General features: G+C 61.5%; 19 protein-coding genes. 9 read left to right on the top strand and 10 right to left on the bottom strand.

Annotated elements, in window-relative coordinates; genetic code table 11:
* Positions 1-59 precede the first annotated feature (59 nt).
* Positions 60-494, top strand: a complete 435-nt coding sequence (locus ACT5M9_RS19740; protein ID WP_457979477.1) for a hypothetical protein — start codon at positions 60-62, stop codon at positions 492-494.
* Between the two features lie 251 nt (positions 495-745).
* On the opposite strand, the gene ACT5M9_RS19745 is transcribed toward ACT5M9_RS19740, so the two are convergent.
* Positions 746-1,648 carry a LysR family transcriptional regulator gene (locus ACT5M9_RS19745; protein WP_457979476.1) on the bottom strand — a complete coding sequence of 301 codons (903 nt, stop codon included), beginning with the start codon at positions 1,646-1,648 and terminating at the stop codon, positions 746-748.
* Between the two features lie 110 nt (positions 1,649-1,758).
* Between ACT5M9_RS19745 and ACT5M9_RS19750 the strand changes: the two genes are divergently transcribed.
* The 4 genes from ACT5M9_RS19750 (at position 1,759) to ACT5M9_RS19765 (ending at position 4,665) form a co-directional block, all read left to right on the top strand.
* Complete coding sequence (locus tag ACT5M9_RS19750) at positions 1,759-2,319, top strand: YceI family protein (protein ID WP_457979474.1); 561 nt, start codon at positions 1,759-1,761, stop codon at positions 2,317-2,319.
* A complete protein-coding gene (locus ACT5M9_RS19755; protein ID WP_457979472.1) occupies positions 2,319-3,056 on the top strand; it encodes a hypothetical protein in 738 nt (245 codons plus the stop codon). The genes ACT5M9_RS19750 and ACT5M9_RS19755 overlap by 1 nt, the downstream gene beginning before the upstream one ends.
* Before the next feature lie 185 nt (positions 3,057-3,241).
* Positions 3,242-4,363, top strand: coding sequence for an adenosylhomocysteinase (locus ACT5M9_RS19760; protein WP_457979470.1), 1,122 nt, complete (start codon positions 3,242-3,244; stop codon positions 4,361-4,363).
* On the top strand, positions 4,360-4,665 hold the full coding sequence (locus ACT5M9_RS19765) for an Rdx family protein (protein WP_438549863.1): 306 nt from the start codon (positions 4,360-4,362) through the stop codon (positions 4,663-4,665). The genes ACT5M9_RS19760 and ACT5M9_RS19765 overlap by 4 nt, the downstream gene beginning before the upstream one ends.
* A gap of 83 nt (positions 4,666-4,748) precedes the next feature.
* On the opposite strand, the gene olsF is transcribed toward ACT5M9_RS19765, so the two are convergent.
* Positions 4,749-6,452 (bottom strand): bifunctional ornithine lipid synthase OlsF, encoded by a 1,704-nt coding sequence (olsF, locus tag ACT5M9_RS19770; protein ID WP_457979468.1) that lies wholly within the window; start codon positions 6,450-6,452, stop codon positions 4,749-4,751.
* A gap of 118 nt (positions 6,453-6,570) precedes the next feature.
* Complete coding sequence (gene pepT / locus ACT5M9_RS19775; protein ID WP_457979466.1) at positions 6,571-7,794, bottom strand: peptidase T; 1,224 nt, start codon at positions 7,792-7,794, stop codon at positions 6,571-6,573.
* 1,068 nt (positions 7,795-8,862) lie between these two features.
* Here pepT and speA point away from each other — a divergent pair.
* Positions 8,863-10,764, top strand: a complete 1,902-nt coding sequence (gene speA / locus ACT5M9_RS19780; RefSeq protein WP_457979464.1) for a biosynthetic arginine decarboxylase — start codon at positions 8,863-8,865, stop codon at positions 10,762-10,764.
* A 112-nt stretch (positions 10,765-10,876) separates the two neighbouring features.
* On the opposite strand, the gene ACT5M9_RS19785 is transcribed toward speA, so the two are convergent.
* Positions 10,877-11,983, bottom strand: a complete 1,107-nt coding sequence (locus tag ACT5M9_RS19785) for an LPS O-antigen chain length determinant protein WzzB (protein ID WP_457979462.1) — start codon at positions 11,981-11,983, stop codon at positions 10,877-10,879.
* 564 nt (positions 11,984-12,547) lie between these two features.
* Here ACT5M9_RS19785 and ACT5M9_RS19790 point away from each other — a divergent pair.
* Positions 12,548-13,135 (top strand): histidine phosphatase family protein, encoded by a 588-nt coding sequence (locus tag ACT5M9_RS19790; protein ID WP_457979460.1) that lies wholly within the window; start codon positions 12,548-12,550, stop codon positions 13,133-13,135.
* A gap of 92 nt (positions 13,136-13,227) precedes the next feature.
* Here the strand turns inward: ACT5M9_RS19790 and ACT5M9_RS19795 are convergent, their stop codons facing one another.
* On the bottom strand, positions 13,228-15,327 hold the full coding sequence (locus tag ACT5M9_RS19795) for an EAL domain-containing protein (protein WP_520395651.1): 2,100 nt from the start codon (positions 15,325-15,327) through the stop codon (positions 13,228-13,230).
* 369 nt (positions 15,328-15,696) lie between these two features.
* Complete coding sequence (locus ACT5M9_RS19800; RefSeq protein ID WP_457979456.1) at positions 15,697-16,455, bottom strand: HNH endonuclease; 759 nt, start codon at positions 16,453-16,455, stop codon at positions 15,697-15,699.
* A 183-nt stretch (positions 16,456-16,638) separates the two neighbouring features.
* Between ACT5M9_RS19800 and ACT5M9_RS19805 the strand changes: the two genes are divergently transcribed.
* Entirely contained in the window at positions 16,639-17,007 is a 369-nt protein-coding gene (locus tag ACT5M9_RS19805; RefSeq protein WP_457979454.1) for a VOC family protein, read from the top strand.
* Between the two features lie 109 nt (positions 17,008-17,116).
* On the opposite strand, the gene ACT5M9_RS19810 is transcribed toward ACT5M9_RS19805, so the two are convergent.
* Both ACT5M9_RS19810 and gdhA read right to left on the bottom strand, forming a co-directional pair.
* Complete coding sequence (locus tag ACT5M9_RS19810; protein ID WP_457979452.1) at positions 17,117-17,332, bottom strand: DUF3955 domain-containing protein; 216 nt, start codon at positions 17,330-17,332, stop codon at positions 17,117-17,119.
* A gap of 175 nt (positions 17,333-17,507) precedes the next feature.
* On the bottom strand, positions 17,508-18,854 hold the full coding sequence (gdhA, locus tag ACT5M9_RS19815; RefSeq protein WP_457979450.1) for an NADP-specific glutamate dehydrogenase: 1,347 nt from the start codon (positions 18,852-18,854) through the stop codon (positions 17,508-17,510).
* A gap of 594 nt (positions 18,855-19,448) precedes the next feature.
* On the opposite strand from gdhA, the gene rluF reads away from it, so the two are divergent.
* Positions 19,449-20,474 carry a 23S rRNA pseudouridine(2604) synthase RluF gene (gene rluF, locus ACT5M9_RS19820; protein ID WP_457979448.1) on the top strand — a complete coding sequence of 342 codons (1,026 nt, stop codon included), beginning with the start codon at positions 19,449-19,451 and terminating at the stop codon, positions 20,472-20,474.
* A gap of 42 nt (positions 20,475-20,516) precedes the next feature.
* Here the strand turns inward: rluF and ACT5M9_RS19825 are convergent, their stop codons facing one another.
* Together ACT5M9_RS19825 and ACT5M9_RS19830 are read right to left on the bottom strand one after the other, a co-directional pair.
* A complete protein-coding gene (locus tag ACT5M9_RS19825; protein WP_457979446.1) occupies positions 20,517-21,779 on the bottom strand; it encodes a cyanate transporter in 1,263 nt (420 codons plus the stop codon).
* Positions 21,772-22,272, bottom strand: coding sequence for a nucleoside deaminase (locus tag ACT5M9_RS19830; RefSeq protein ID WP_457979444.1), 501 nt, complete (start codon positions 22,270-22,272; stop codon positions 21,772-21,774). The genes ACT5M9_RS19825 and ACT5M9_RS19830 overlap by 8 nt, the downstream gene beginning before the upstream one ends.
* Positions 22,273-22,332 lie beyond the last annotated feature (60 nt).

The following is a 22,332-nucleotide window of genomic DNA, read 5'->3' on the forward strand; positions in this document are numbered from 1 at the left end:
TCGTTGGCATGTCGGGTCAAAGATGCGGCGAAGTCTAGAGGAATCAACAAGGTTATCCAATGAGTAATAATATTTTATCCGGTAGTCGTGAGCGGCATCTAAGCCCCATACTGCTGGATCTCAACGCCCTCTATCATCCCCCCAAGCAGCAGCTCACCGCCCTTGGCATCGTCAGCGCCTTCATTCCGCTGTTCGGCTACGGCTGGCAGGCGATGACCCAGGATCCCGAGACTCACTTTCGCCACGAGCTCGGCAAGCGCATCAACAAACACAAGACGGATGAGGCCAACCTTGTCCTGACCCTGCAACTGGCGGGCATGCTGGACTGCCACTGCCTGCACATCAGCCTGCCCTATGTGCTGGAGGGCGATCAGTTCGCCGCCTTGCAGCGCCGCCTGCCGCGCTGGCAATTGACCCTGAGCGGGCAACTGCTGGTGGCCGAACTGCCCCTGCCCGAGACGCCTTCCCGGAGCGGCTCCCAAACCAAGTCCTGAACATCGGCCTCGCCTTCTGCCTTGGGGGGCGAGACCTGCCATCTTATTTCTCAGTCCTCCCGAACCCAGCACTCGGTAATGAGAGGCGAGGTAGCGCTTCTGCACGAATTCGATAAAGCAGCGCACCTATCACGCAGCCATCTGATCACTCAGGCTTCTCGATCCCAGTACTCGGTAATGAGAGGCGAGGTAGCGTTTCTGTACGAATTCGATAAAGCAGTGCACCTATCACATCGTCGCTGTCTGCTCTCTCAGGTTTCCCGATCCCAGTAATGGGGGGCGAGGTAGCGCTCCTGCACGAACTCGATGAAGCAGCGCACCTTGGCGGAGACGAAGCGGCGATGGGGGTAGAGGGCATAGAGACCTATCTGCCCCTTGTCCCACTCGGGCAGGAGCGACACCAGCTCCCCCGAGCGCAGGGCATCCCCGACGATGAAGGTGGGCTGCCAGATGATCCCCATGTGATTGCAGGCGGCCCGGGTCAGCACCACCCCGTTGTTGGCCCGAAGGGGCCCTTGCGGCCGCACGTTGACTTGCTCCCCGTCCCGTTTTAATACCCAGTCCGGCTGGGTCAGGGTGTAGATGAGGCAGTCGTGCTGCTTGAGATCCTCCGGGGTCTTGGGAGTGCCGCGTCTGGCCAGATAGTCCGGGCTGGCGCACAGCTCCAGCTTCATCATGGCGAGCGGCTTGGCCACCAGGGAGGAGTCCGGCAGGTTGCCGATGCGCAGCGCGAGATCGAAGCCCTCTTCCACCAGGGCCACCCGCCGGTCGCTGTACTCAATGTCCAGCTTGAGTTCGGGGAAGCGTTCATGGAAGAGCGGCAGGGCGGGGGAGAGGTGCAAATAGCCGAAGTCCATGGGCACCGACAGCTTGAGGGTGCCCTGGGGCTGCTGGTTGTTGTGGGTGAGCTGGCTATGGGTCTCTTCCAGCTCCGCCAGCAGGGCCAGGGAGCGCTGGTAGTAGAACTGGCCCGCCTCGGTCGGGTTGACCTGACGTGTGGTGCGCGACAGCAGCCGGGTCGAGAGGGACTCCTCGAGCTGCTGCATCAGCTTGGAGGTCATGGCCACCGAGATGCCGAGCTGGTGGGCGGCCTTGGTAAAACTCTGACACTCCACCACCTTGATGAAGGTGCGCATGGCGGCTATCTGGTCCATATTCCACTCTCGGTTGATAATTATTTTAATAAATCGATGATTATCTATCGCTACAGGGAGGTTAGCATTTTGGGTATCGATGTGAACCCCCTAATGAAGGAACGAACGGAATGAAAATGACCAAGGCCCTGCTGGCTTCCTGTCTGTTTATGGCGGCTCCCCTGATGGCGGCCGATTATGATGTCGATGCGGCGCATACCACAGTCCAGTTCAAGGTGGGCCACCTGGGCTTCTCCGAGCTGGTGGGCCGTTTCAACACCTTCAGCGGCACCTTCAGCATGGACGAGGCCAACCCGACCGCGGCCAAGGCGAGCTTCGAGATCGACGCCGCCAGCGTGGACTCCAATCACGAGGCCCGTGACAAGCACCTGCGCAGCCCGGACTTCCTGGACGTGAAACAGTACCCCAAGATGACCTTCGTCAGCACCGGCTATGAAGGCACCAAGGACAAGGGCGTGCTCAAGGGCACCCTGACCCTGCACGGCGTCGCTAAGCCGGTGGCGTTCGAGCTGGTCCACATCGGTGAAGGCAAGGATCCCTGGGGTGGCTACCGCAGCGGCTTCAATGCCACCACCACCATCAAGCGCAGCGACTTTGGCGTGAACTACATGCTGCCCGGCATCCCTGACGAGATGGGCATCAACCTGTTCGTCGAAGGCGTGCGCAAGTAATGGGCGCAGCACTCCTGTTGCAAACCCTGGCGGCTCCTTTGGGGGCCGCTTTGCTGTCATGGCGCTGGCCACGGCTGGGTTACCTCTGGGGCGCCCTGGCCCTCTGGCTGGTGGGCTGCCTGCTCGGCGGCGCCTACGGGTTGCCGGTCAAGGCGTGGCAATGGCTGCCCCTGACCCTGCTGGTGCCCGCCATCGCGGCCCAGGTTGAGGACAAGCGCGCCGCCCTGCTGCTGTTTGCGGCTCTGGGGGCCCTGGTATGGTGGCAGGGGTTGGCGACGGTGATCGCCAGCGAGCCGCGTATCTGGCTGGCGCTCCTGCCCGCCATCGCCTGGTATGGCTGGGCGGGGTGGCGGGGTGATGGCGCAGAGGGGCTCGGCTTTGCCCTCGGCTTCATCTGGCTGGCGCTGGTCATCGGCATCGATGGCAGCCTGCTCATCGCCCAGCTCGCCGGGGCCCTGGCGGCGTTCGCCGGCTTCCGCGCCCTGCTCGGGGTCTTCGCCGGTGTCACCACGTCCCCGGCGGCCCTGGGATTGGCGCTCGCCTTCGTGCAGATGCTGGCCTGGCAATACGTGGAAGTGCCCCTCGTGGTGCTGCTGCCGGTCTGGCTGCTGCCCCTGCTGGAGTGGGCATTGCGCAGCAAGCCCTGGCTGGCCCGCTGGGGTCTGCTGATCCTGGTGGCGGGAGTCGGTGCCGGACTGAGTCTGTGGTGGGTCTGGCCCGAGGCCTCACTCTACTGATTTTTGCATGAAAAACAGGCTATTACCCCTTAATTTGCATGGCCGGTCATAGTCTGCACAGATAAAGATTGAGCCCCATAGTGGTTTCGGATAAAAAGGATTTTCAATTATCTGGACACACACAGAACCCGGCTTGGCCGGGTTCTGTTTGCCTGCATGCTTGCGGCACACTAAGGAGGCCACAGTTGCGCAGTCAAGGATCTGAGCATCTGTTTTTTCGCCATTTCATCGAGCAGCCGCGCCTCGAGGATCTCTGTATCCTGCTGGTGACCCATCTGCTGCCCGATCGCCCCCATTTCATTCAGGTGCTGGACCGGGTCGGGCGCGTCGGCGCCATCTTGCCCAAACCCAAGTCGGTACACGGAGCGACCCTGAGCTGGGCCCAGCAGCACTACCCCGTCTTGCCCCTCAACCGCCACTGGACCTCGGATCCGGACGAGGTGATCGCCCAGATAACCCCCCTGATCCAGGATCATGAGCGGCTCATCATTCTGGACATTGGGGGCTACTTCGCCAGGACCCAGTCCATCCTGGCCGAGCACTTCGGGGACCGTTTCATCGGGGTGGTGGAGATGACCGAGAACGGCCATCAGCGCTACGAGCAGGAGCCCCTGGCCGCTCCCGTGGTATCGGTGGCCCGCAGCCCCCTCAAGCAGGCGGAAGATATCCAGATTGGCCTCAGCGTGGTTTACTCCGCCGAATCCCTGGCCCGCACCCTGAGGCGCACCTTCAACGTCTGCCAGGCCGCCCTGTTCGGCTATGGCAAGGTGGGGCGCAGCATCGCCCGCGAGCTGCGCTGCCGCAACCTGCACCTGGAGCTGGTGGAGACGGATGCCCTGCGCCAGGTGGAGGCGCTCTCCCACGGCTTCAAGCTGGTAAACAAGGCAGAGGCCCTCAGCCGGGCCGAGCTGGTGATCTGCTCCACCGGCAACGGCTCCCTCGATATCGAGGATCTGCTGGCCCTGCGCCCAGGCGCCATGCTGGCCTCGGTCACCTCGGCCGACGACGAGTTCGCGTTCTGCCTCTCCCAGCTCTCCTGGCCGAGCGCCGAGGTGTGCCCCCACGTGCTGGCCCTGACCCGGCCGGATGGCAGCACCATCTTCCTGCTCAACCGGGGGGAGGCGGTCAACTTCGTCCATGGTGCCGTCATCGGCGAATACGTCTACCTGGTGCTGGCGGAGATCATCGAGGGGGTGCATCAACTGGCTCGCCAGACGCCGCCCCCGGGCCTGTTCGAGCTGCCCCAGACCACCATGAATGCCATCGCCTGCCACTGGTTGGCGGATTTTCACGGAGTGACCCAATGACAGATCCCCTCATCCTCAAGCCCCGCATCGAGATCCGCTACTGCACTCTCTGCCGCTGGATGCTGCGGGCGGCCTGGCTGGCCCAGGAGCTGCTCTCCACCTTCGATAGCGATCTCGGCGAGGTGGCCCTGGTGCCCGCCAGCAAGGGGGAGTTCAAGATCCTGGTCAACGGGATCCAGGTGTGGGACAGGGTGGCGGACGAGGGCTTCCCCGAGGCCAAGGAGATCAAGCAGCGGGTGCGGGACATCATAGCCCCCGAGCGGGATCTCGGGCACTCGGACCGCAAACCCGCCGCAGAGTGAGCCGCGGCAACATGACGACACAAGGGAGGCTGATGCCTCCCTTGTGTTTTTGGACGTTCACGTCGGCTGCAGGGCCGAGGAGGTCATGGCGTGGTGGACGGCTGATCGATATAGCGGGCCCGCTTGTGGGGCTTGATGCGGCTCACATCCACCCACACCAGGCCGTCGATGCAGTGGTTGAAAGCCGGGTCTATGCCAAAGTCCATGAACTGGACACCTCCCGGCTCACACAGCTCCGAATACTGCTTGTAGAGGGTGGGGATGGCGCAACCCAGGTTATCGAGGCGGGCCTTGAGCACCTTGAGATCGGCGCCGTAATCCTGCCCATCGAACAGGGGGGGCGTGGCCGGGTAGGGGCGTCTTGAGGGGGCCAGCGCCAGCTCGGGGGCGAAGTGCTGGCGATAGAAGCTCACCAGCAGATCCTTGGCCTGGGGCGGCAGGCTGCCGGAGAGGGAAACTGGCCCAAACAGGTAGCGGTAGCTGGGGTAGCGGGCCAGGTAGGCGCCGATGCCGAACCAGAGGTAATCGAGCCCCCGCTTGCCCCAGTAGGCGGGCTGGATGAAGCTGCGACCGAGCTCGATGGCCTGCTCCAGCCGGGGCAGCAACTTGTCCTCGAAGCCGAACAGGCTGTGACTGTAGAGGCCGGGAAGCCCTTTGCGCTCCAGCAGCTCGGCCACCGGAATGAAGCGGTAGGCCCCGACTATGTCGAGCCGGGCGGGATCCCAGAGGATGAGGTGATGGTAGTCATCGTCGAAGGCGTCGAGGTCTCGCCGTCGCCCCGAGCCTTCCCCCACCGCCCGAAAGGCGATCTCCCGCAGGCGCCCGAGTTCGCGCAGGATCACCGAGTGGCTCTGCTCGTGGCGGCGATAGAGCAGGATCCGCTGGCCGTCCGGGGTCTGCCCCAGCACCTCGCAGACGTCGATGGCATCTTTCAGCTGACGCCGATCTTCCGGCAGGGCGATGGGGGCCTCGGTCAGCAGGCGGCCAGACTTGCCCCGGCCGATGCGATAGAGGTGGCTGCGCACCAGGCTCGCCGCCGTCCTGGCCGGCAACTCGCCGAGACTCGCCGGCGGAATGCGCTCCCCTATGGTGAGGGGGATGCGCCCCCCTTGCTGGCGAAACAGCTGCTTCACCAGCAAGAGCCCCGCCAGCTCTTTGTTGAGCCAGGAGGTGAGATAGAAGCCCGCACCGTTGCGCCCGCCGAGGTGGACGGGTACCAGGGGGCTCATGGTGCGTCTGGCCAGCTTGATGAAGCCCCCCTGCCAGGGGCCGTCTTTGACCCCCTTGGGGCCGAGGCGGGAGACTTCCCCCGCCGGGAAGATGATGAGGGCGCCGCCTTGGGCCAGATGTTCCCCCATGGCCAGGATGGCCTGCCTGTCTGTCTTGCCACCCAGGTTGTCCACCGGCAGCAGCAGCGGGCGCAGGGGCGCGATCTGGGCCAGCAGCCGGTTGGCCACTATCTTCACGTCCGGCCGGATCCGGCCTATGAGTCGCAGCAGGGAGAGCCCGTCCAGGGAGCCGATGGGGTGATTCGCCACCAGGATGACCCGGCCGCTGGCGGGGATGTTTTCGAGTTCCGCCTCGCTCACTCTGTAGTCAAAATCGAGCTGCGCCAGGGCCTGCTCGATGAAGTCGAGGCCGCGCAGGTGCGGGTAGTGTTCGGCAAAGTGCTGGAAGGCCTGCTCGTGCAGCAGCCAGCCGAGCCCTCGTCTGAACAGGGGTCGGAGCAGAGGCTGGCGGCTGAGTTGGGGCAGGTGCTGTTGCAGCAGGGTATCGACGTTGAACATGGGGTGGCTCCACTGATCCTTTGCCCCAGCGTGCGCCCCTTCTGTGCCTGCCTCGTGGCAGTGAGATGACAGTTTGATGGCAGGGCGACGGGCTCGCCCTGCTGTCAGCGCGCCGGTTTCAGCCTCGCCAGGCGGCGGTGAGTCGCACCAGCTCCACCAGGGTGCTGACAGCTTTCTCCATGGATTGCAGCGGGATGAACTCGTGCTTGCCGTGGAAGTTGTGGCCACCGGTGAAGAGGTTGGGGCAGGGCAGACCCATAAAGGAGAGGCGGGCGCCATCGGTGCCGCCGCGGATGGGCTTGATCCTGGGCACCACGTCGGCGGCCTCCATGGCGGCCTTGGCCAACTCGACGATGTGCATGTGCGGCTCTATCTGGCTGCGCATGTTGCGGTAGCTGTCGGTGATCTCGAGCTCGATGCGCGCCTTGGGGTTGTCCAGCTTCATGGAGGCGACCCGCTCCTTGAGCTGGGCCTTGCGGGCGGCGAAGCCGTCGTCGTCGAAGTCGCGGAGTATGTAGTGCAGGGTGCTCTCCTCCACGGTGCCGCTCATCTGGGCCAGGTGGAAGAAGCCCTCATAACCCTCGGTACACTCGGGAGTCTGGGCCTGCGGCATGTCGGCGTGGAAGCGGGCGGCCAGGGTCTGGCTGTTGATCATGCCCCCCTTGGCGGTACCTGGGTGCACGTTGTTGCCGACAAAACGCACCGTGGCGCTGGCGGCGTTGAAGTTCTCGTATTCCAGCTCGCCGAGCTCACCGCCGTCCACCGTATAGGCCCACCTGGCGGGGAAGCGGTCAAGCGGGAAGAGATCGGCGCCCCGTCCGATCTCCTCGTCCGGGGTGAAGCCGACCCAGAGATCCCCGCGGGGGATCTCTGGGTGGTTCTGCAGGTGGTCGATGGCGGTCAGGATCTCGGCGATCCCCGCCTTGTCGTCGGCGCCGAGCAAGGTGGTGCCGTCCGTGGTGATGAGATCCTGGCCGAGGTAGTTCTTCAGGAAGCGGTATTGGCGGATGGCCAGCACCTCGTCCCCCTTGCCGAGGCAGATATCCCCCCCCTGATAGTTCTCGACTATCTGGGGGACCACGAACTCGGCCTCGTAGTCGGCGGTGTCCATGTGGGCGATCAAGCCGATGGCCGGCGCCTCCGGCTGGTTGCCCGGCAGGCAGGCGGTGAGATAGCCGTTGTCATCCAGGATCACCTGGCTCAGACCAAGCTGCTGCAGCTCCCCCTGCAGGGCGCGGGCGAAGAGGCGCTGCCCCTCGCTGCTCGGGCAGGCGGGATTGCACGCATCGGAGCGGGTATGGAAAGTCAGGTAACGCAGAAAACGCTCAAGCAGGGTATCCATTGGCAGGCCTCAGACAGATGATGAGGGGTTATTGTGGCCAAAGCGGCCCCGCGGCTTTTTGCGTCAGCGCAGTTTTTGGCGCATTTGTGAAAATGGATGCAGAAAAGTTTCCCCGGGGGCGCGGGCGAGGGGAAAGCGTCATGTTTGAATAAAAATTCCAAATTAAAGGAGGAATAAGCGGTTCTGATGTGGCCGGATATGACCTCGTCCCAGCACTGGCAAGGCATCGGGGAAAAAGGGCTGTTCACTCGTTATTTTCAGGGGAAATCATGAAGGGGGTCATGATGCGCCATCCCAGAGCCCGCGTGGCTGACAGCCGGATCTGAACGAGCGGCAAACACCGATTTTTTTACGCGATTTTTTATTGTCACTGGCCGCGGTAAATGTGTACACTCCGCGCCGATCCAAGGGTAACCCTGCGCCGGCAAGAGGCCGCCAGAACCCGGAGGATCACGCGCCTATAGGGCGAGGCACGCAGAAACGACAGACACTGCTAGGGCATGGTTTCTTTAATACCGGTTAGGCTCCGGTATCAGGGAGAACAACGGACTCTCATCATTTCGCAGACCGAGTGGGCCAATGGCTCATCATCTTCCCTTGTCATGGGCGGTCGTCGATGTTGAGTTGGCTGTGGTGGTTGTCGTCTAACAACACGGTTGCGTGCAGATGCCTTCCCTCTCTTCCTGGACACCTCCCTACGTCGTCGCGACGGCTGCCGAATGATGAACAAACGGCGTGGCTGATGCCGCTTGTCATCAAAGTACCGCGGTGCCCCCTTACAGTGGCGCCGTATACCGTTGAGCTTGATGTAAAGCCACCAGCCCCACATCAAGACTCGTTACTTCCCCAAGATCCACCAGGCAGCCTTGGCTTGCCGCGATTTGCAGATGGTCTGGATGTGATGGCAGGAAACCCCTGATCAGAGGATGGCGAACGTCGCCACCCTGGCGCGGACCCTGACCGGTTCCAGCAGGCAGCTTTGGCTTGCCGCGATTTGCAATAGATGGTCTGGATGTGATTGAGGGTAACGAAGGCGGCCACTGGCCGCTCATTTGCGAGGCATAGCCCATGACTAACTGGTCCAGCAAGGACTCCTTGAAGGTCTACAACGTTCCCTACTGGGGTGCGGGTTTTTTCAATATCAATGACGCCGGTCATGTGACCGTCTCCCCCGACAAGTCTCGTCCCGAGGCGCAGATCGTGCTGTCCGATGCCATCGAACAGCTGCGCCAGTCCGGGCTGACCACCCCGGTACTGCTGCGTTTCCCCGACATCCTCAAGAGCCGGGTCGATGCGCTGTTCAACGCTTTCGGTCAGGCCATCGAGAAGTCCGCCTATGAGGGGGACTACCTGTGCGTTTACCCCATCAAGGTGAACCAGCAGCGCCGCGTCATCGAGACCATCAGTCAGTCCTACAGCGACAAGCCTAGGCTTGGGCTGGAAGCGGGCTCCAAGCCGGAGCTCTTGGCCGTGCTGTCCCATCACCATGAGCAAGGTTCGGTGATCGTCTGCAACGGCTACAAGGACCGTGAATACATCCGCCACGCCCTCTTGGGCAACCTGATGGGCCACAAGGTCTACATTGTGGTGGAAAAACCCTCCGAGCTGGAAATGGTGCTGGACGAGTCGGCTCGTCTAAACATCAAGCCCAACATTGGGGTGCGTGCCAAGTTGGCTTCTACCGGCTCCGGAATGTGGGAGTCCAGCGGCGGCTCCATGTCCAAGTTCGGCCTCTCCGCCTCCCAGATCCTGGCGCTGGTGGAGCGTCTGCGTGGCCTCGGCAAGCTGGACTGCCTGCAACTGCTGCACTTCCACCTTGGCTCCCAGATCGCCAACATCCGCGACATCCAGGGCGGCATCCGCGAGTGCGGCCGCTTCTACGCCGAGCTGCGTCGCCTCGGCGTGCCCATCGACGTGGTCGATGTGGGCGGCGGCCTGGGCGTGGACTATGAGGGCACCCGCTCCCAGAGCCACTGCTCCGCGAACTACAGCCTCTCCGAGTACGCCAACAACGTAGTCTGGGGCATCGGCGATGTGTGCCGCGAGTTCGACCTGCCGCACCCGACCATCATCAGCGAGTCCGGCCGTGCCCTGACCGCCCACCACGCCGTGCTGGTCACCGACATCATCGGGGCCGAAGGGGTGGAGATGAACGACATCAGCGAGCCGGACGAAGACGCGCCCACCATTTTGCAGAACATGTGGAAGGGCTGGCTGGATCTGCGCACCGAGGATCCCTCCCTGCTGGAGATCTACCACGACTCGGTGGCAGACCTTGGGGACGTGAACGCCCAGTACACCATGGGTCTGCTGAACCTCGAGCAGCGCGCCTGGGCCGAGATGCTGCACCAGAACACCTGTCTGGCGCTCAAAGAATTGCTCAACCCGGTCAACCGCAACCACCGTGCCCTGGCCGACGAGCTGAACGAGAAGCTGGCAGACAAGTGCTTCGCGAACTTCTCCCTGTTCCAGTCCCTGCCGGATGCCTGGGGTATCGGTCAGGTGTTCCCCGTGATGCCCCTTGCCGGCCTCGAGCGTCCGCTCAGCCGTCGCGGCATCCTGATGGACATCACCTGTGACTCAGACGGTCAGGTGGAGCACTACGTCGACGGCCTCGGCGTCGAGAAGACCCTGCCGATGCCGGAGTACGGTGCGAACGAAGCGTGCCACATCGGCTTCTTCCTGGTCGGCGCCTATCAGGAGATCCTCGGCGATCTGCACAACCTGTTCGGTGACACCCACTGCGCGGAAGTGTGGCTGGACGAAGAGGGCAAGATGGACATTCGCAACGTGGTGCGCGGCGACACCGTCGACCAGCTGCTGCGTTACGTCAACATCGATCCTTCCGTCATCCGCGAGAACTACCAGCGGATCGCCTCCCACCCGGCGCTGGACGACGCAACCCGCAAGGCCCTGCTCGACGAGCTGGAGCTGGGTCTGCAAGGCTACGCCTACCTGGAAGACGAATAAGCCGCGGCTTGTTCACCCGCTCCGCGAGAACATTCCCTAAGAACAAAAGCGGAGTGGAAATAAGAAACGGCGCCTTAGGGCGCCGTTTTTATTCGTTGATGGAAGGTTCGTATTAGCTCGCCTTGGCATACTCAGGTTGATAATCGTAACCTGCAGCCAGTGGTCTCTTCTCTTGGCGGAAAGCGTGCTGAACCAACACCATCCCAACCCCCAACATGCCACCCAGCATTGTCGCCAAGATGACGATCAGCGGGCGTTTGGGCTTGTCACGCCGCAATGGTGAACTCGGTGTATCCAAGTAAGAGAAGGGTACCAGCTTCATATTATTGAAACTGATATTCTCCAGCCTATTCAGCTGAACCTTTAACTCCATAATTTCTGGCATGTAGTCTTCAATTTTTAATGACTTGAGTATGGCTAGCTTTCTTTCCAGCGCATTCTTCCCAAGCGTGATGGGGAAACGATCACCATAGTTGAAGTTTTCCAATGGCTTGCTGACTCCAGCTGCATTGGCAATGCTCATGCTGTATTCAATGCCTTCGATCTCTCTTGCCAGGTTGCGTTTGGCATCCTCTGTACGCAGTTTTATTTTTAAACTAAGGTTTTCAATTTGACTATTTCTGTTGTTCTCCAAAATTTCAAACAGCTCTTTGCTCTGGAGCCCAACAATATAGTCAATATAACCGGTCAACATTGGTAGCGTATCTGACTTATCAAAGAAAGAGAAAGAGAGATGAATGCCAGGTTGCTGCTCTTTCTTATCCTCTGGAGATATTCTCATCCAATCGGACCAGGTTCTCAAAAGTCTTTGTTTCTCTACATCATTCAAATTATTGTTCTTGACATAGTTTTCAAACTGAGTTGTCGTTTGCAGATAGTCACTTACGTTATTGTAAGATTTAAACTCCAACAAAAAATCATCATAAATAGCAGTATTGCTCTTTGTGCCAGCCAGACCTTGTATATTCAAAATGGCTCTGAGTCGATCCAATTCCAGAGTATCTCGAGGTTTGGGTTGATAAATAGTCGCGTTGGCAGTCCATTGTTCGGGTGCCGTCATGGCATAGAATAGCCCCAGACAACTACAGATACATGTCACGAGTAAAATACGGAATTTCTTCTTCCATACTAGTGAGATCAACTCATAGAGATCTATCTCATTCTCGCGATACGTTATTTCATGTCTGGCACTGAGCTTGTTGTCTATTCTATCATTCATGGCTGGCTCGGTCACAAATTGTCGCAGGCTTTCGTTTATACTGCATTTGAGACCTATTTTCACCTATTCATTCACTGTTTTTAGATATCAAACCATGATTGGTATTCTTATGAATACCTTTTGGTTACTCTCAATTGTTTTCATTTATGAGTGATTGTTAATTTTTGTGATATCTCGAGAATGACAAAAAACATGGGTGTTTAATAACCAGTTTGTTAATGAAAGCCCTCGTGAAAACGCTGATATGTAATATCCGTCAATGTTATTAAGGCTATCTATTGAAGCTAAATCACCTCCCGGTTACCACCAGCAGGAGATGGAGAAAGATATAGATACCCTTGGCGTGAGTATATTCCTGCGCCACCTAGGTGAAGTTGGAGCTGTACTTCTCGATGTTCTCAATAGGTGGGTCGACATAGATAAAGTCGTCCTCTCCTCGGGTTTCTGAGTCAGCAGAGCGTGATGCTTCAGTAGGAAAATGAAGGGCATCGCACATCCTCCCCCTTGGCTGATATCTGCTATCCTGCCCCTTCGTTTTATCTCGTTGAACCTGTTGGAGAAATCATGTCTCGCATCATCTATCTGCTGCGCCACGGCCAGACCCGTTACAATGCCGAGCAGCGCTTGCAGGGACGCTGCAACTCGGATCTGACCGCCAAGGGGGAGGCCCAGGCCATCGCCATGGGGGCTCGCCTGCGCGAGATCCTGGATGAGCCGGCGCGCTGGACTCTCTACGCCAGCCCGCTGGGGCGCGCCCGCCAGACGGCGGAGTTCGTCTGTCAGCAACTTGGGCTGGATAGTGAATGCATCGTCTGGGATGAGCGGTTGGTGGAGCTCGGTATGGGGGAGTGGGAGAGCTGCCGGGTGCCGGATCTGCTGGAGGATCATCCCAGCCTCGATATCAGCCAGCCGGACTGGTATCTGCAAGCCCCGGCGGGGGAGAGTGTCGAGAGCATCCAGCGCCGCGCCCGGAGCTGGCTGATGGATCCGACCATCGCCGAGCGTGCCATCGTGGTCTCCCACGGCCTGCTTGGCGCCATGCTGCGTGGTGCCTACGCGGATCTCGACTACAGCACCACCTGGCGCCAGGAACTGCCTCAGGATGCCTTCTTCAAGCTAAACGGTGGCCGTATCGAGCGGATCCCGTGCTAAGGGGCTGCTCGCTCCCTTATTAGAGAGGGCTTTTGTGAGGGATTGCCAGCGCCATCTTAGTCCTGCCCCAGGCAACCTCGGATGGTGCCTGGCTATGCCTGGCATAGCAAGGGCGCCTGGTTTAGGGAACAGTGGTCCAGCAGCTGATCCGCAGGCATGGGTCTGCCGAGCAGATAGCCCTGCAGGGTGTCGCAACCCAGGGCGGTCAGCAGGGCGCGCTGCCGATCCGTCTCCACCCCTTCCGCCACTATGCGCATCCCCAGGGCCTGTCCCAGGGCGATGATGGCACTGATGATGGTGGCGTCCTCATTCGTCTGCTCCAGGGTGGTGACGAAGCCCTTGTCTATCTTGAGCTCGCAGGCAGGGAAGCGCTTGAGATAGAGTAGGCTGGAGTAGCCGGTGCCGAAGTCATCGATGGAGATCCCTATGCCCAGCTGCGCCAAACGGTTGAGGATGATGAGGCTCTCCTCCGCATTCTCCATGGCGGTGGATTCCGTGATCTCCAGGGTCAGGTGGCGGGCCTCCAGCCGATGGCGGCGCAGGCTGGCTTCCACCTCCTCCAGCAGGCCCGGGCTGGCGAGCTGAATGGTGGAGAGGTTGACCGCCACACTCCAGTCGTGGTGGCCCGCGGCGCGCCAGTGGCTCATCTGGCGGCAGGCTTCGTCGAGCACCCAGTTGCCGATGGCGATGATGAGCCGGCTCTTCTCCGCCAGCGGCAGGAAGCTGGCCGGAGAGATGGCGCCATGGAGCGGGTGGTGCCAGCGCAGCAGCGCCTCGGCACCGACCACCTTGCCCTCTTGGGCGTCATATTTTGGCTGGTAGTGCAGGGAAAATTCCCCCCGCTCCAGCGCATGGCACAGCTCCTGTTGCAGCAAGAACTGCTGGTGAGCGTTGGCGTTCATGGCGCTGTCGAAGAAGTCGTAGTCGTTGCGTCCCCGCTTCTTGGCATGATACATGGCGGCATCGGCGTTCAGGGTCAGCTCATGCAGGCTGGTGCCATCCTGAGGATAGACGGCGATGCCTATGCTGGCGGTCACGTGCAGGCTGTGGTGCTCCCAGGTATAGGGCTGGGCCAGGCTCGCCAATAGGCGCTCGGCAAACGCACTGGTCTGCGCTTGCTCCCCAGGCGCCAGGGCCAGCACAAACTCATCCCCCCCAAAACGGGAGGCGCAGTCGTTGGCGCCGAGCAAGGCTTTGATCCGCTGTGCGACCTGCGCCAGCAGCAGATCCCCGGTGTGATGACCATGGGCATCGTTGATGATCTTGAAGCCATCCAGGTCGAGAAACAGTAGGGCGAAGCTGTCTTGGCTATGCCGGCACTCCGAGATGCGCTGCTCCAGCCGATCGGCAAACAGCAGGCGGTTGGGCAACTGGGTCAGGCTGTCGTGCAGCGCCAGCTTGAGCAGCTCGTCGTGCGCCTGATGCAGAGAATCGGAGAGCCGGGCCGCGTGGGCATCCAGCATGGAGAGCACCAGGGCGATGGCAAACACGGCCAGGGTGACGATGATGACCACGGTGGCCAGCCACTGGGTATTGAGCCCGGTGTAGAGGGCGCCGCACAGGCTGTGTTCCGGAAACTCGGCGGCCGCCATGCCGGTGTAGTGCATGCCGATGATGGCGCTCCCCATCACCAGGGACGCCAAGGCCTTGCTGAAGAAGGCGCGCTGATGACTGTCGCGCAGGCGAAAGGCTATCCAGAGCGCGGCGCCGGAGGCGAGCACGGCGATGAGAATGGAGAGGATGACGAGGCCGACATGGTAATGAATGCCGGGCATGATCTTCATGGCGGCCATGCCGATGTAGTGCATGCTGGCGATGCCGGCCCCCATCAGCAGGGCGCCGATGAGGATATGACGCCACGGTAACTGGGGCCTGCTTACCAGCCAGAGCGCGAAGGCCGACGAGACGATGGCGGTCACCAGAGAGAGCCCGGTCAGCACCAGATCGTAGCCCAGGGCGATAGGCAGATTGAAGGCGAGCATGCCGATGAAATGCATGGACCAGATACCGAGCCCCATGGCGAAGGCGCCACCAGCGAGCCAGAGCGCGGCGGCGCGGCCCTTGCTTTGGCTCACCCTGCTCGTCATGTTCAAGGCCGTATAGGAGGCGAGCACGGCCACCAGAATGGAGAATAAGACCAGGTCCTGGCTGTAAGAGCTGTCGAGCATGGTGTGGGTCGCGGTCACGTTCATTCACTCAGGAATAGGGCGGTTTGACAGGGCGGGTTGGATGGTCAGGCTGGGGTGCCGATTGTACATGAGGACCATGAAAAATTGGCCAGGGGTAAGTGCCAAAATGAGTGTCGGCACTGGGATTTAGTGCTGATTTCTCTCCTTTTGATGCACTTTGCATCCATGAACTCTTTTCTTGGACCCAAATATTCCCACTTAAAAATCATGGGGATAGCTAAAGGCGCTCGATCCTATGCCCTGCCCATCTCCATGGGGTACTCAATAAACCCCCGACGAGCGAGGTGAGAAATGCGTGTTGCCTGCAGCAGGCGCTGGGCATTCGCTAAGGGCCCGTCTGGGGGCATAGTGGGGAGATAGAAAGTGGTTCCCCTATTCTCGAACCAGTCGTACCAACTTTTGATATAGCGCCTCTCTCAACACCCCCTGGTCGGCGCCATAGTGCAAGGCTCGGTGACAGTTGGGGCAGAGGGCCACCGTATTGCCGATGGTGTCTGAGCCTCCGTCCGCCAGGGTGCGCAGGTGGTGGACCTCCAGGAAGGGGGCTCCTGTGGTTGTGGTGAAGGGGGCTGGCTTATCGCAGCATTCACACAGACCCGCCGCTGTCATCAACACCCAGGCCTTGACCTTAGGGTCGCGTGCATAGCTAGTTGCAGCGCTATAGAGCGGTTTGGGATCTTGAATACCTGCTGGGGGTAGGGGGTCGGGTCTTGCCTGATAGGCGATGACCTTGTGCTCAAACTCGGCGAGCCCGGTATAGGACAGGCCTTCCTGCTCACAGATGAGGCGCTCCAGAATGGGAGTATGCTGAGGGCCGACATTCTTGGCAGGTTTTAACCCAGAGACCCAGGTCAGGCCCAGCAAGGCGTAGAGGTAGGAGATATTCTGCATCCGATATTCGAAGGCTTTCTCGGTACGTCCGAATCGCTCGGCCAACTCGGCGTAATAGTGCCGCTTTGTATAAGACTCTCTAGCCTGCTCTTTCTTGCGCATCTCGCTGTAAGCCGCAACCGCCGCCCTCAACTCTTCTTCTATCCAAGGCTTTCCTAACGCCACCCATGCCTCCGCGTGGTGAGGTCGATCCTGGCTTCCCCTTATGGTCTGGTCATCTGGGTTGGCAACAAGGGTCATGGTCGACTCCGATCATCTGGGATGCAACCTTACCTCAAACGACACCGTGATGCAGCGGATAATCACCATAAGATTAAGATTCTAAAAGCATTTAATGAAAAGTAGAGAGCCTGCGCTTTCGCACAGTTCTGCCGATTATTCTGGCGTAGGATGAGAAAGGATATTCGGCGCCAAGGAGGCAACATGATCAGCCATATCGACCATCTGGTGTTGACGGTGAGCGACATAGATCGCTCGGTCGCGTTTTACAGTTCGGTGCTGGAGATGGAGGCCATCACCTTCGGGGCTGGGCGGCGGGCCCTGCGCTTTGGTAACCAGAAGATCAATCTGCAGCTGCTGGGGCAGGAGCCGCGCAACCGGGCCCGGGTGGGGGCGGGGGACATCTGCCTTATCACCCACTGGCCCCTGGAGCAGGTGATGGCGCAACTCCATCATCACGGAGTCGAGATAGTGGAGGGCCCCGTGACCAAGAGTGGTGCCTGCGGACCCATTGAATCCGTCTATTTCCTGGATCCGGATCAGCACCTTATCGAGATAAGTCGCTACCTCTAAGGCGACTTATGTTGATTTAGAAGGCAAAGGCAGTGCAGACAGCCTGTTATGTCGATAGTTGTCGAGCCTCTGATACCCAGGGCCCGGATGGGGAATGGCGATAACTGGCTCAGTCTACCTGTGAGCGCCCTTGCCGGTGTCGCGCCCTGATCGCACCGAGGATAGCCACACCCGCCCCCGCCAGCAGTAACAGATAGCCCAAAGGGAGCAGGGCGAAGGGTTCATGCAAGAACCCCTCTTCATCCAGGGTGGAGCCGATCAGGCTGAACGCCATAAAGCTGGCGACTCCCAACCCCATCAGAAAAACGCCGCACTTGACCATCATATTGTCCTCGCTCCGTGTAAAGAGCGGGCACTCTGTCATGGCCGGGTGAAGGGAGTGTGAAGTGGGATGCAAAAGGCACAGGTGTGAAGTTGCTGAAAACGCATGTGAAGAGGGCAGCCATGAGCTGCCCTTCGTGCTCGAATGTCGCGGAGCCTTCCCCGCTATGGCGCCGGGATCAGCAGACCCCTTGCGCCAGCATGGCGTCGGCGACCTTGACGAAGCCGGCGATGTTGGCGCCGCTCTCGTAGTTCACATGATGATCCCCGTCCTGGCCGTAGCGCACGCAGGTGCCGTGGATGCTGGTCATGATCCCCTTGAGGCGGGCGTCCACCTCCTCCCGGGTCCAGGAAAGGCGCTGGGCGTTCTGGCTCATCTCGAGGCCTGAGGTGGCGACCCCACCGGCGTTGGCGGCCTTGCCCGGGGCGAACAACACCCGGGCCTGATGGAACGCCTGGATGGCAGCGGCGCTGGAGGGCATGTTGGCTCCCTCCGCCACCAGTTGCACGCCGTTGGCGATCAGTTGCGCCGCATCTTCGGCATCCAGCTCATTCTGGGTGGCGCAGGGCAGGGCGACCTGGGTCGGCAGGTGCCAGGGGGTGCGGCCGGTGAAGAACTCGAGCCCCAGCTCGTGGGCGTAATCCGCTACCCGTTTGCGCTGCTCGTTCTTGAGCTCCATCAGGCGAGCTAGCTTCTCGGGGGTGAAGCCGTCCGGATCATAGACGGTGCCGCCGGAGTCGGAGGCGGTCACGACCTTGGCGCCGAGCGCCATCGCCTTCTCGATGGCGTACTGGGCCACGTTGCCCGAGCCCGATACCGAGACCGTCATGCCCGCGAGAGACTGGCCGCGGTGAGCCAGCATGGCCTCGACGAAGTAGAGCAGGCCGTAGCCGGTGGCCTCCGGGCGAATGAGGCTGCCGCCGAAGGAGAGCCCCTTGCCGGTGAAGACGCACTCGGCGCTGTTGGTGAGCTTCTTCATCATGCCCGCCATGTAGCTCACCTCGCGCCCGCCGACGCCGATGTCACCAGCCGGCACATCGGTGTTGGCGCCCAGGTGGCGATAGAGTTCCAGCATCAGCGCCTGGCAGAAGCGCATCACCTCTCCCTCGCTCTTGCCCTTGGGATCGAAGTCACTGCCCCCCTTGCCGCCGCCCATGGGCAGAGTGGTGAGGGCGTTCTTGAAGGTCTGCTCGAAGGCGAGGAATTTCAGCACGGAGAGATCCACCGAGGGGTGGAAGCGCATGCCCCCCTTGAAGGGGCCGATGGCGGAGCTGTGCTGGATGCGATAGCCGCGGTTCACCTGCACCCGGCCCTGATCGTCCACCCAGCTCACCCGAAACTGCACCAGCCGCTCTGGCTCCACCAGACGCTCGAGCAGGCCGTGCTGCAAATAGCGGGGATGGCGCTGGATGAAAGGCCAGATGGAGGCGACCACCTCGTTCACCGCCTGAATGAACTCGGGTTGATGGGGGTTGCGCTTGGCCACCTGGGCCAGAAAGTCGGCCTGGGAGAGGGAATGACTCATCGATAACTCCTGTCGTGAATGATGCATTTGGCTTCTTGCCGGAGACGATCATGCCCCGCACCCACATGGCTGCGCGATGGCGGGAATGAGCGATGATCGCAGGGTTGCGATCCTTGCCGACCCCGGTGGCGCCGAGGCGGCCGAGAAGGCAAGATAATTCGTGCTGGCGAAAATCTTTTTATGCATTTTTGATTAATAAATAGCAAGCAATAGTTCAGCTGTTTTGCACTGGCGTGGTGCGAGCCGCGCCGCTACTGTGCCCTCACAGGGCGACCCATAGCGATTTCCTCGGGTGAACCGGCCTGGGTAAAAGTTGCGTCAAATATGCATGAATGGAAGAGGGATGGTCTTGGTGATCTCGAGGGGGCCTGAGCGGTGACCAAGGCGCTCGTGGGGATGGCGACCCTCCCCTTGGGGAGGCGGATGCCAAGTATCCGGCGAAGGATGCGGGGCAATATGCTACTGTAGCGGCGTTTTTTGATGATGCAGGCTTCTTGCCTCCTTGAAGATGGAATTCTATGCAGACTAACCCGACGACGCGCTGGTCAGCCCAGCCGACCCCTTTCTCGACCCTTCAGCACAGGCAGGTGACCCATGCTGGCCGATGAATCCATGCGCCTGAACAAGTACATCAGCGAGAGCGGCATCTGCTCGCGCCGCGAGGCGGATCGCTTCATCGAGCAGGGCAACGTCTTCATCAACGGCAAGCGCGCCGGCATCGGTGATCAGGTGTTTGCCGGGGATCTGGTCAAGGTCAACGGTCAGGTGATCGAGGCGCGGGAGGCGGACAGCCTGGTGTTCATCGTGCTGAACAAGCCGGTGGGCATCGTCTCCACCACGGAGGCGGGAGAGAAGGACAACATAGTCGACTTCGTCAACCACAGCACCCGCATCTTCCCCATAGGCCGGCTCGACAAGGACTCCCAGGGGCTCATCTTCCTCACCAACCACGGGGATCTGGTGAACAAGATCCTGCGGGCGGGCAACGATCACGAGAAAGAGTATCTGGTGACCGTCGACAAGCCGGTGACCGATGAATTCATCCGCGGCATGGGGGCCGGGGTGCCCATCCTCGGTGCCGTCACCAAGAAGTGCAAGGTGAAGAAGGAAGCCCCCTTCGTGTTCCGCATTACCCTGGTGCAGGGGCTGAACCGCCAGATCCGCCGCATGTGCGAGCACTTCGGCTTCGAGGTGACCAAGCTCGAGCGCATCCGCATCATGAACGTCAGCCTCAAGGGGCTGCCGGTAGGGGAGTGGCGCGATCTCACCGACGACGAGCTGATCGAGCTGTTCAAGCTCATCGAAGACTCCTCCTCCGAAGTGAAACCCGCCAAGGGAGCGGCCCCTGCCAACAAGCCGGCTGCCAAGGCCCCAAGCGGTGCAGGCGGCAAGGCGGCGCAGGGCAAGAAGCCCAGTCGGGACGACGATCACGAGATCGGCGGTCGCCCCAATGTGCCCGGGCCCGAGGCGTTCGAGAGCAAGGGGCCCGCCAAGGGGGCCGCTGGCAAAGGCGGTGCGGGGAAAAATGCCGGAGGCAAGGGTGCCCCGGCCAAAGGCGGTAAACCCGCAGTGGGCAAGCCGCGCACCAACCAGGGTGGACGGCAGAAGAAGGGGCGCTAAGCGCCCCGTCACTCGCTTTTCAACCTTCCCAAGACACCGGCCCTAGGCCGGTGTCTTGCTTTGGGTGCTCAGCGGAGCATTCGTCTCGCCAGCCAAGGGGACAGCCGTCTCGCCAGTCACGGGCAGGCGCATGGCGCTCGGGTAGTGCGAGGGGTTCAGGCGCAGCACCAGCAGGCTCATCAGCACCAAGCCACCGAGCTGCCACTGCCAGGCGCTGGCAAAGTCGCCGCTCAGGTGATGCAGGCGCGCCGCCACCCAGGGGCCGGTGGCCGCCAGTATGAAGCCAAACCCCTGCATCAGGGCGCTCAGGCTGCCGGCCCGGCGCGGATCCGGCAGGTGATCGAGCGCTATCACCATGATGAGGGAGAAGCTGCCGCCAAGGCCTGCGCCGCACAGCAGGCACCAGAGGATGGGGGCGGCCTGCGGAGCCAGCCAGAGGCCGCCAAAACCTATCACCTGCAGCAGGATGGCGAGCCCCATCCAGGGGCGCCTGTCCAACCTGCGCGCCGCCAGCAGCGGCAGTCCCAGGCCGCTCAGGGTCTGGGCCAGGGCCAGCCAGGCTACCAGCTCGCCCCCGGCCTGGGCACTCCAGCCCTGAGCCATATACGAGGGGGCCAGCCAGGCTACGACGATGCCGTAGCCGCTGTTGATGATGCCAAAGCAGGCGATCAGCAGCCAGCTGCGGGGCAGGGCGACGAGGCGCTGCTCCGTCTGTGATTGAGGATTCGGCGCCGGGCGCGGCAGCCGTACCCGCCAGGCGAGCCAAGCCAGGGCCAGCAGCACCGGCAGGCTCCAGAGCGCCAGCACCCGCGACCAGTCGATGACGGCGGCGAGGCGCGGGCTCAGGATGGCGCCCAGCGCCCCGCCCCCCATCATGCAGGCGGAGAAGATCCCCATCACCAGCGGTACCCGTTGGGCGAAGGTCCCCTTGATGAGGCCGGGCAGCACCCCCTGTACCAGGGCCGAGCCCAGGCCGCAGAGGGCGGCGCTGGCAATCAGCAGGGCGCCGTTGCTCACGTCAAGGCGCAGGGCGCTGCCGAGTGCGAGCAGCAGCAAGGCCGCCCCGAGCAGGGCTCCGGCACTGCTGCGGCGAAGCAGAGCCGGGGTGCAGAGCACGCCGACGCCGATAAGCAGCAGGGGCAGCAGGGTGACCCAGGCGAGCTGATCCATGCCCATGGCGAGGCGCCCGTCTATCTGCCCCGCGAGGGGGCCTATGGCGGTGAGGAAGGGGCGCAGGTTGATGCCAATCAGCACTACCAGCACCAGCAGGGCGCCGGCTCCTTGCCGAGTAGACGGCTTACTCATGCTGGTTGCCGTAGAGGGCAGAGGCCGGGATGGGGCTCTTCAGCTTGATGAGGGGCAGGGGCGGCGGGGATAGCGGCAGTCGCAGCCTGTCGTAACTGGCGCTGCTGTCAAAACCGAAGGGGGCCGCGTCGGCATTATCGAAGGCGTAGTAGACGGCGCTGATGCCGTTCATCACCAGGGCGCACAGGCACATAGGGCAGGGGTGGCCGCTGGCGTAGACCACTGCGCCCTTGAGCGGCCCCTGCTGGCTTGCCTCCCGCAACGCCTCCATCTCGGCGTGGCGGGTGGGATCTCCCGCCTCCAGCATGCGGTTCACCGCGCTCGCCACCAGCTTGCCCTCTTTCACCAGTAGGGCGGCGAAGGGGCGCCCCCCTTGCCGGCGATGGGTCAGGGCCAGGTGCAGCGCCTGCTCCAGCCACTCCTGATGGCTGGGACCAGTGAGAGCGGTGAGGGAGTTGACGAGGCGGGTACCGGATTGGTGGTGGGGCGACATGGGGTCATCCTGGGGTAGAGAAGGGGATGGAGGGAGCCTAGCGGGTCGCCAATTCATTTG

This window comes from Aeromonas sp. AE23HZ002T15 (assembly GCF_054165525.2).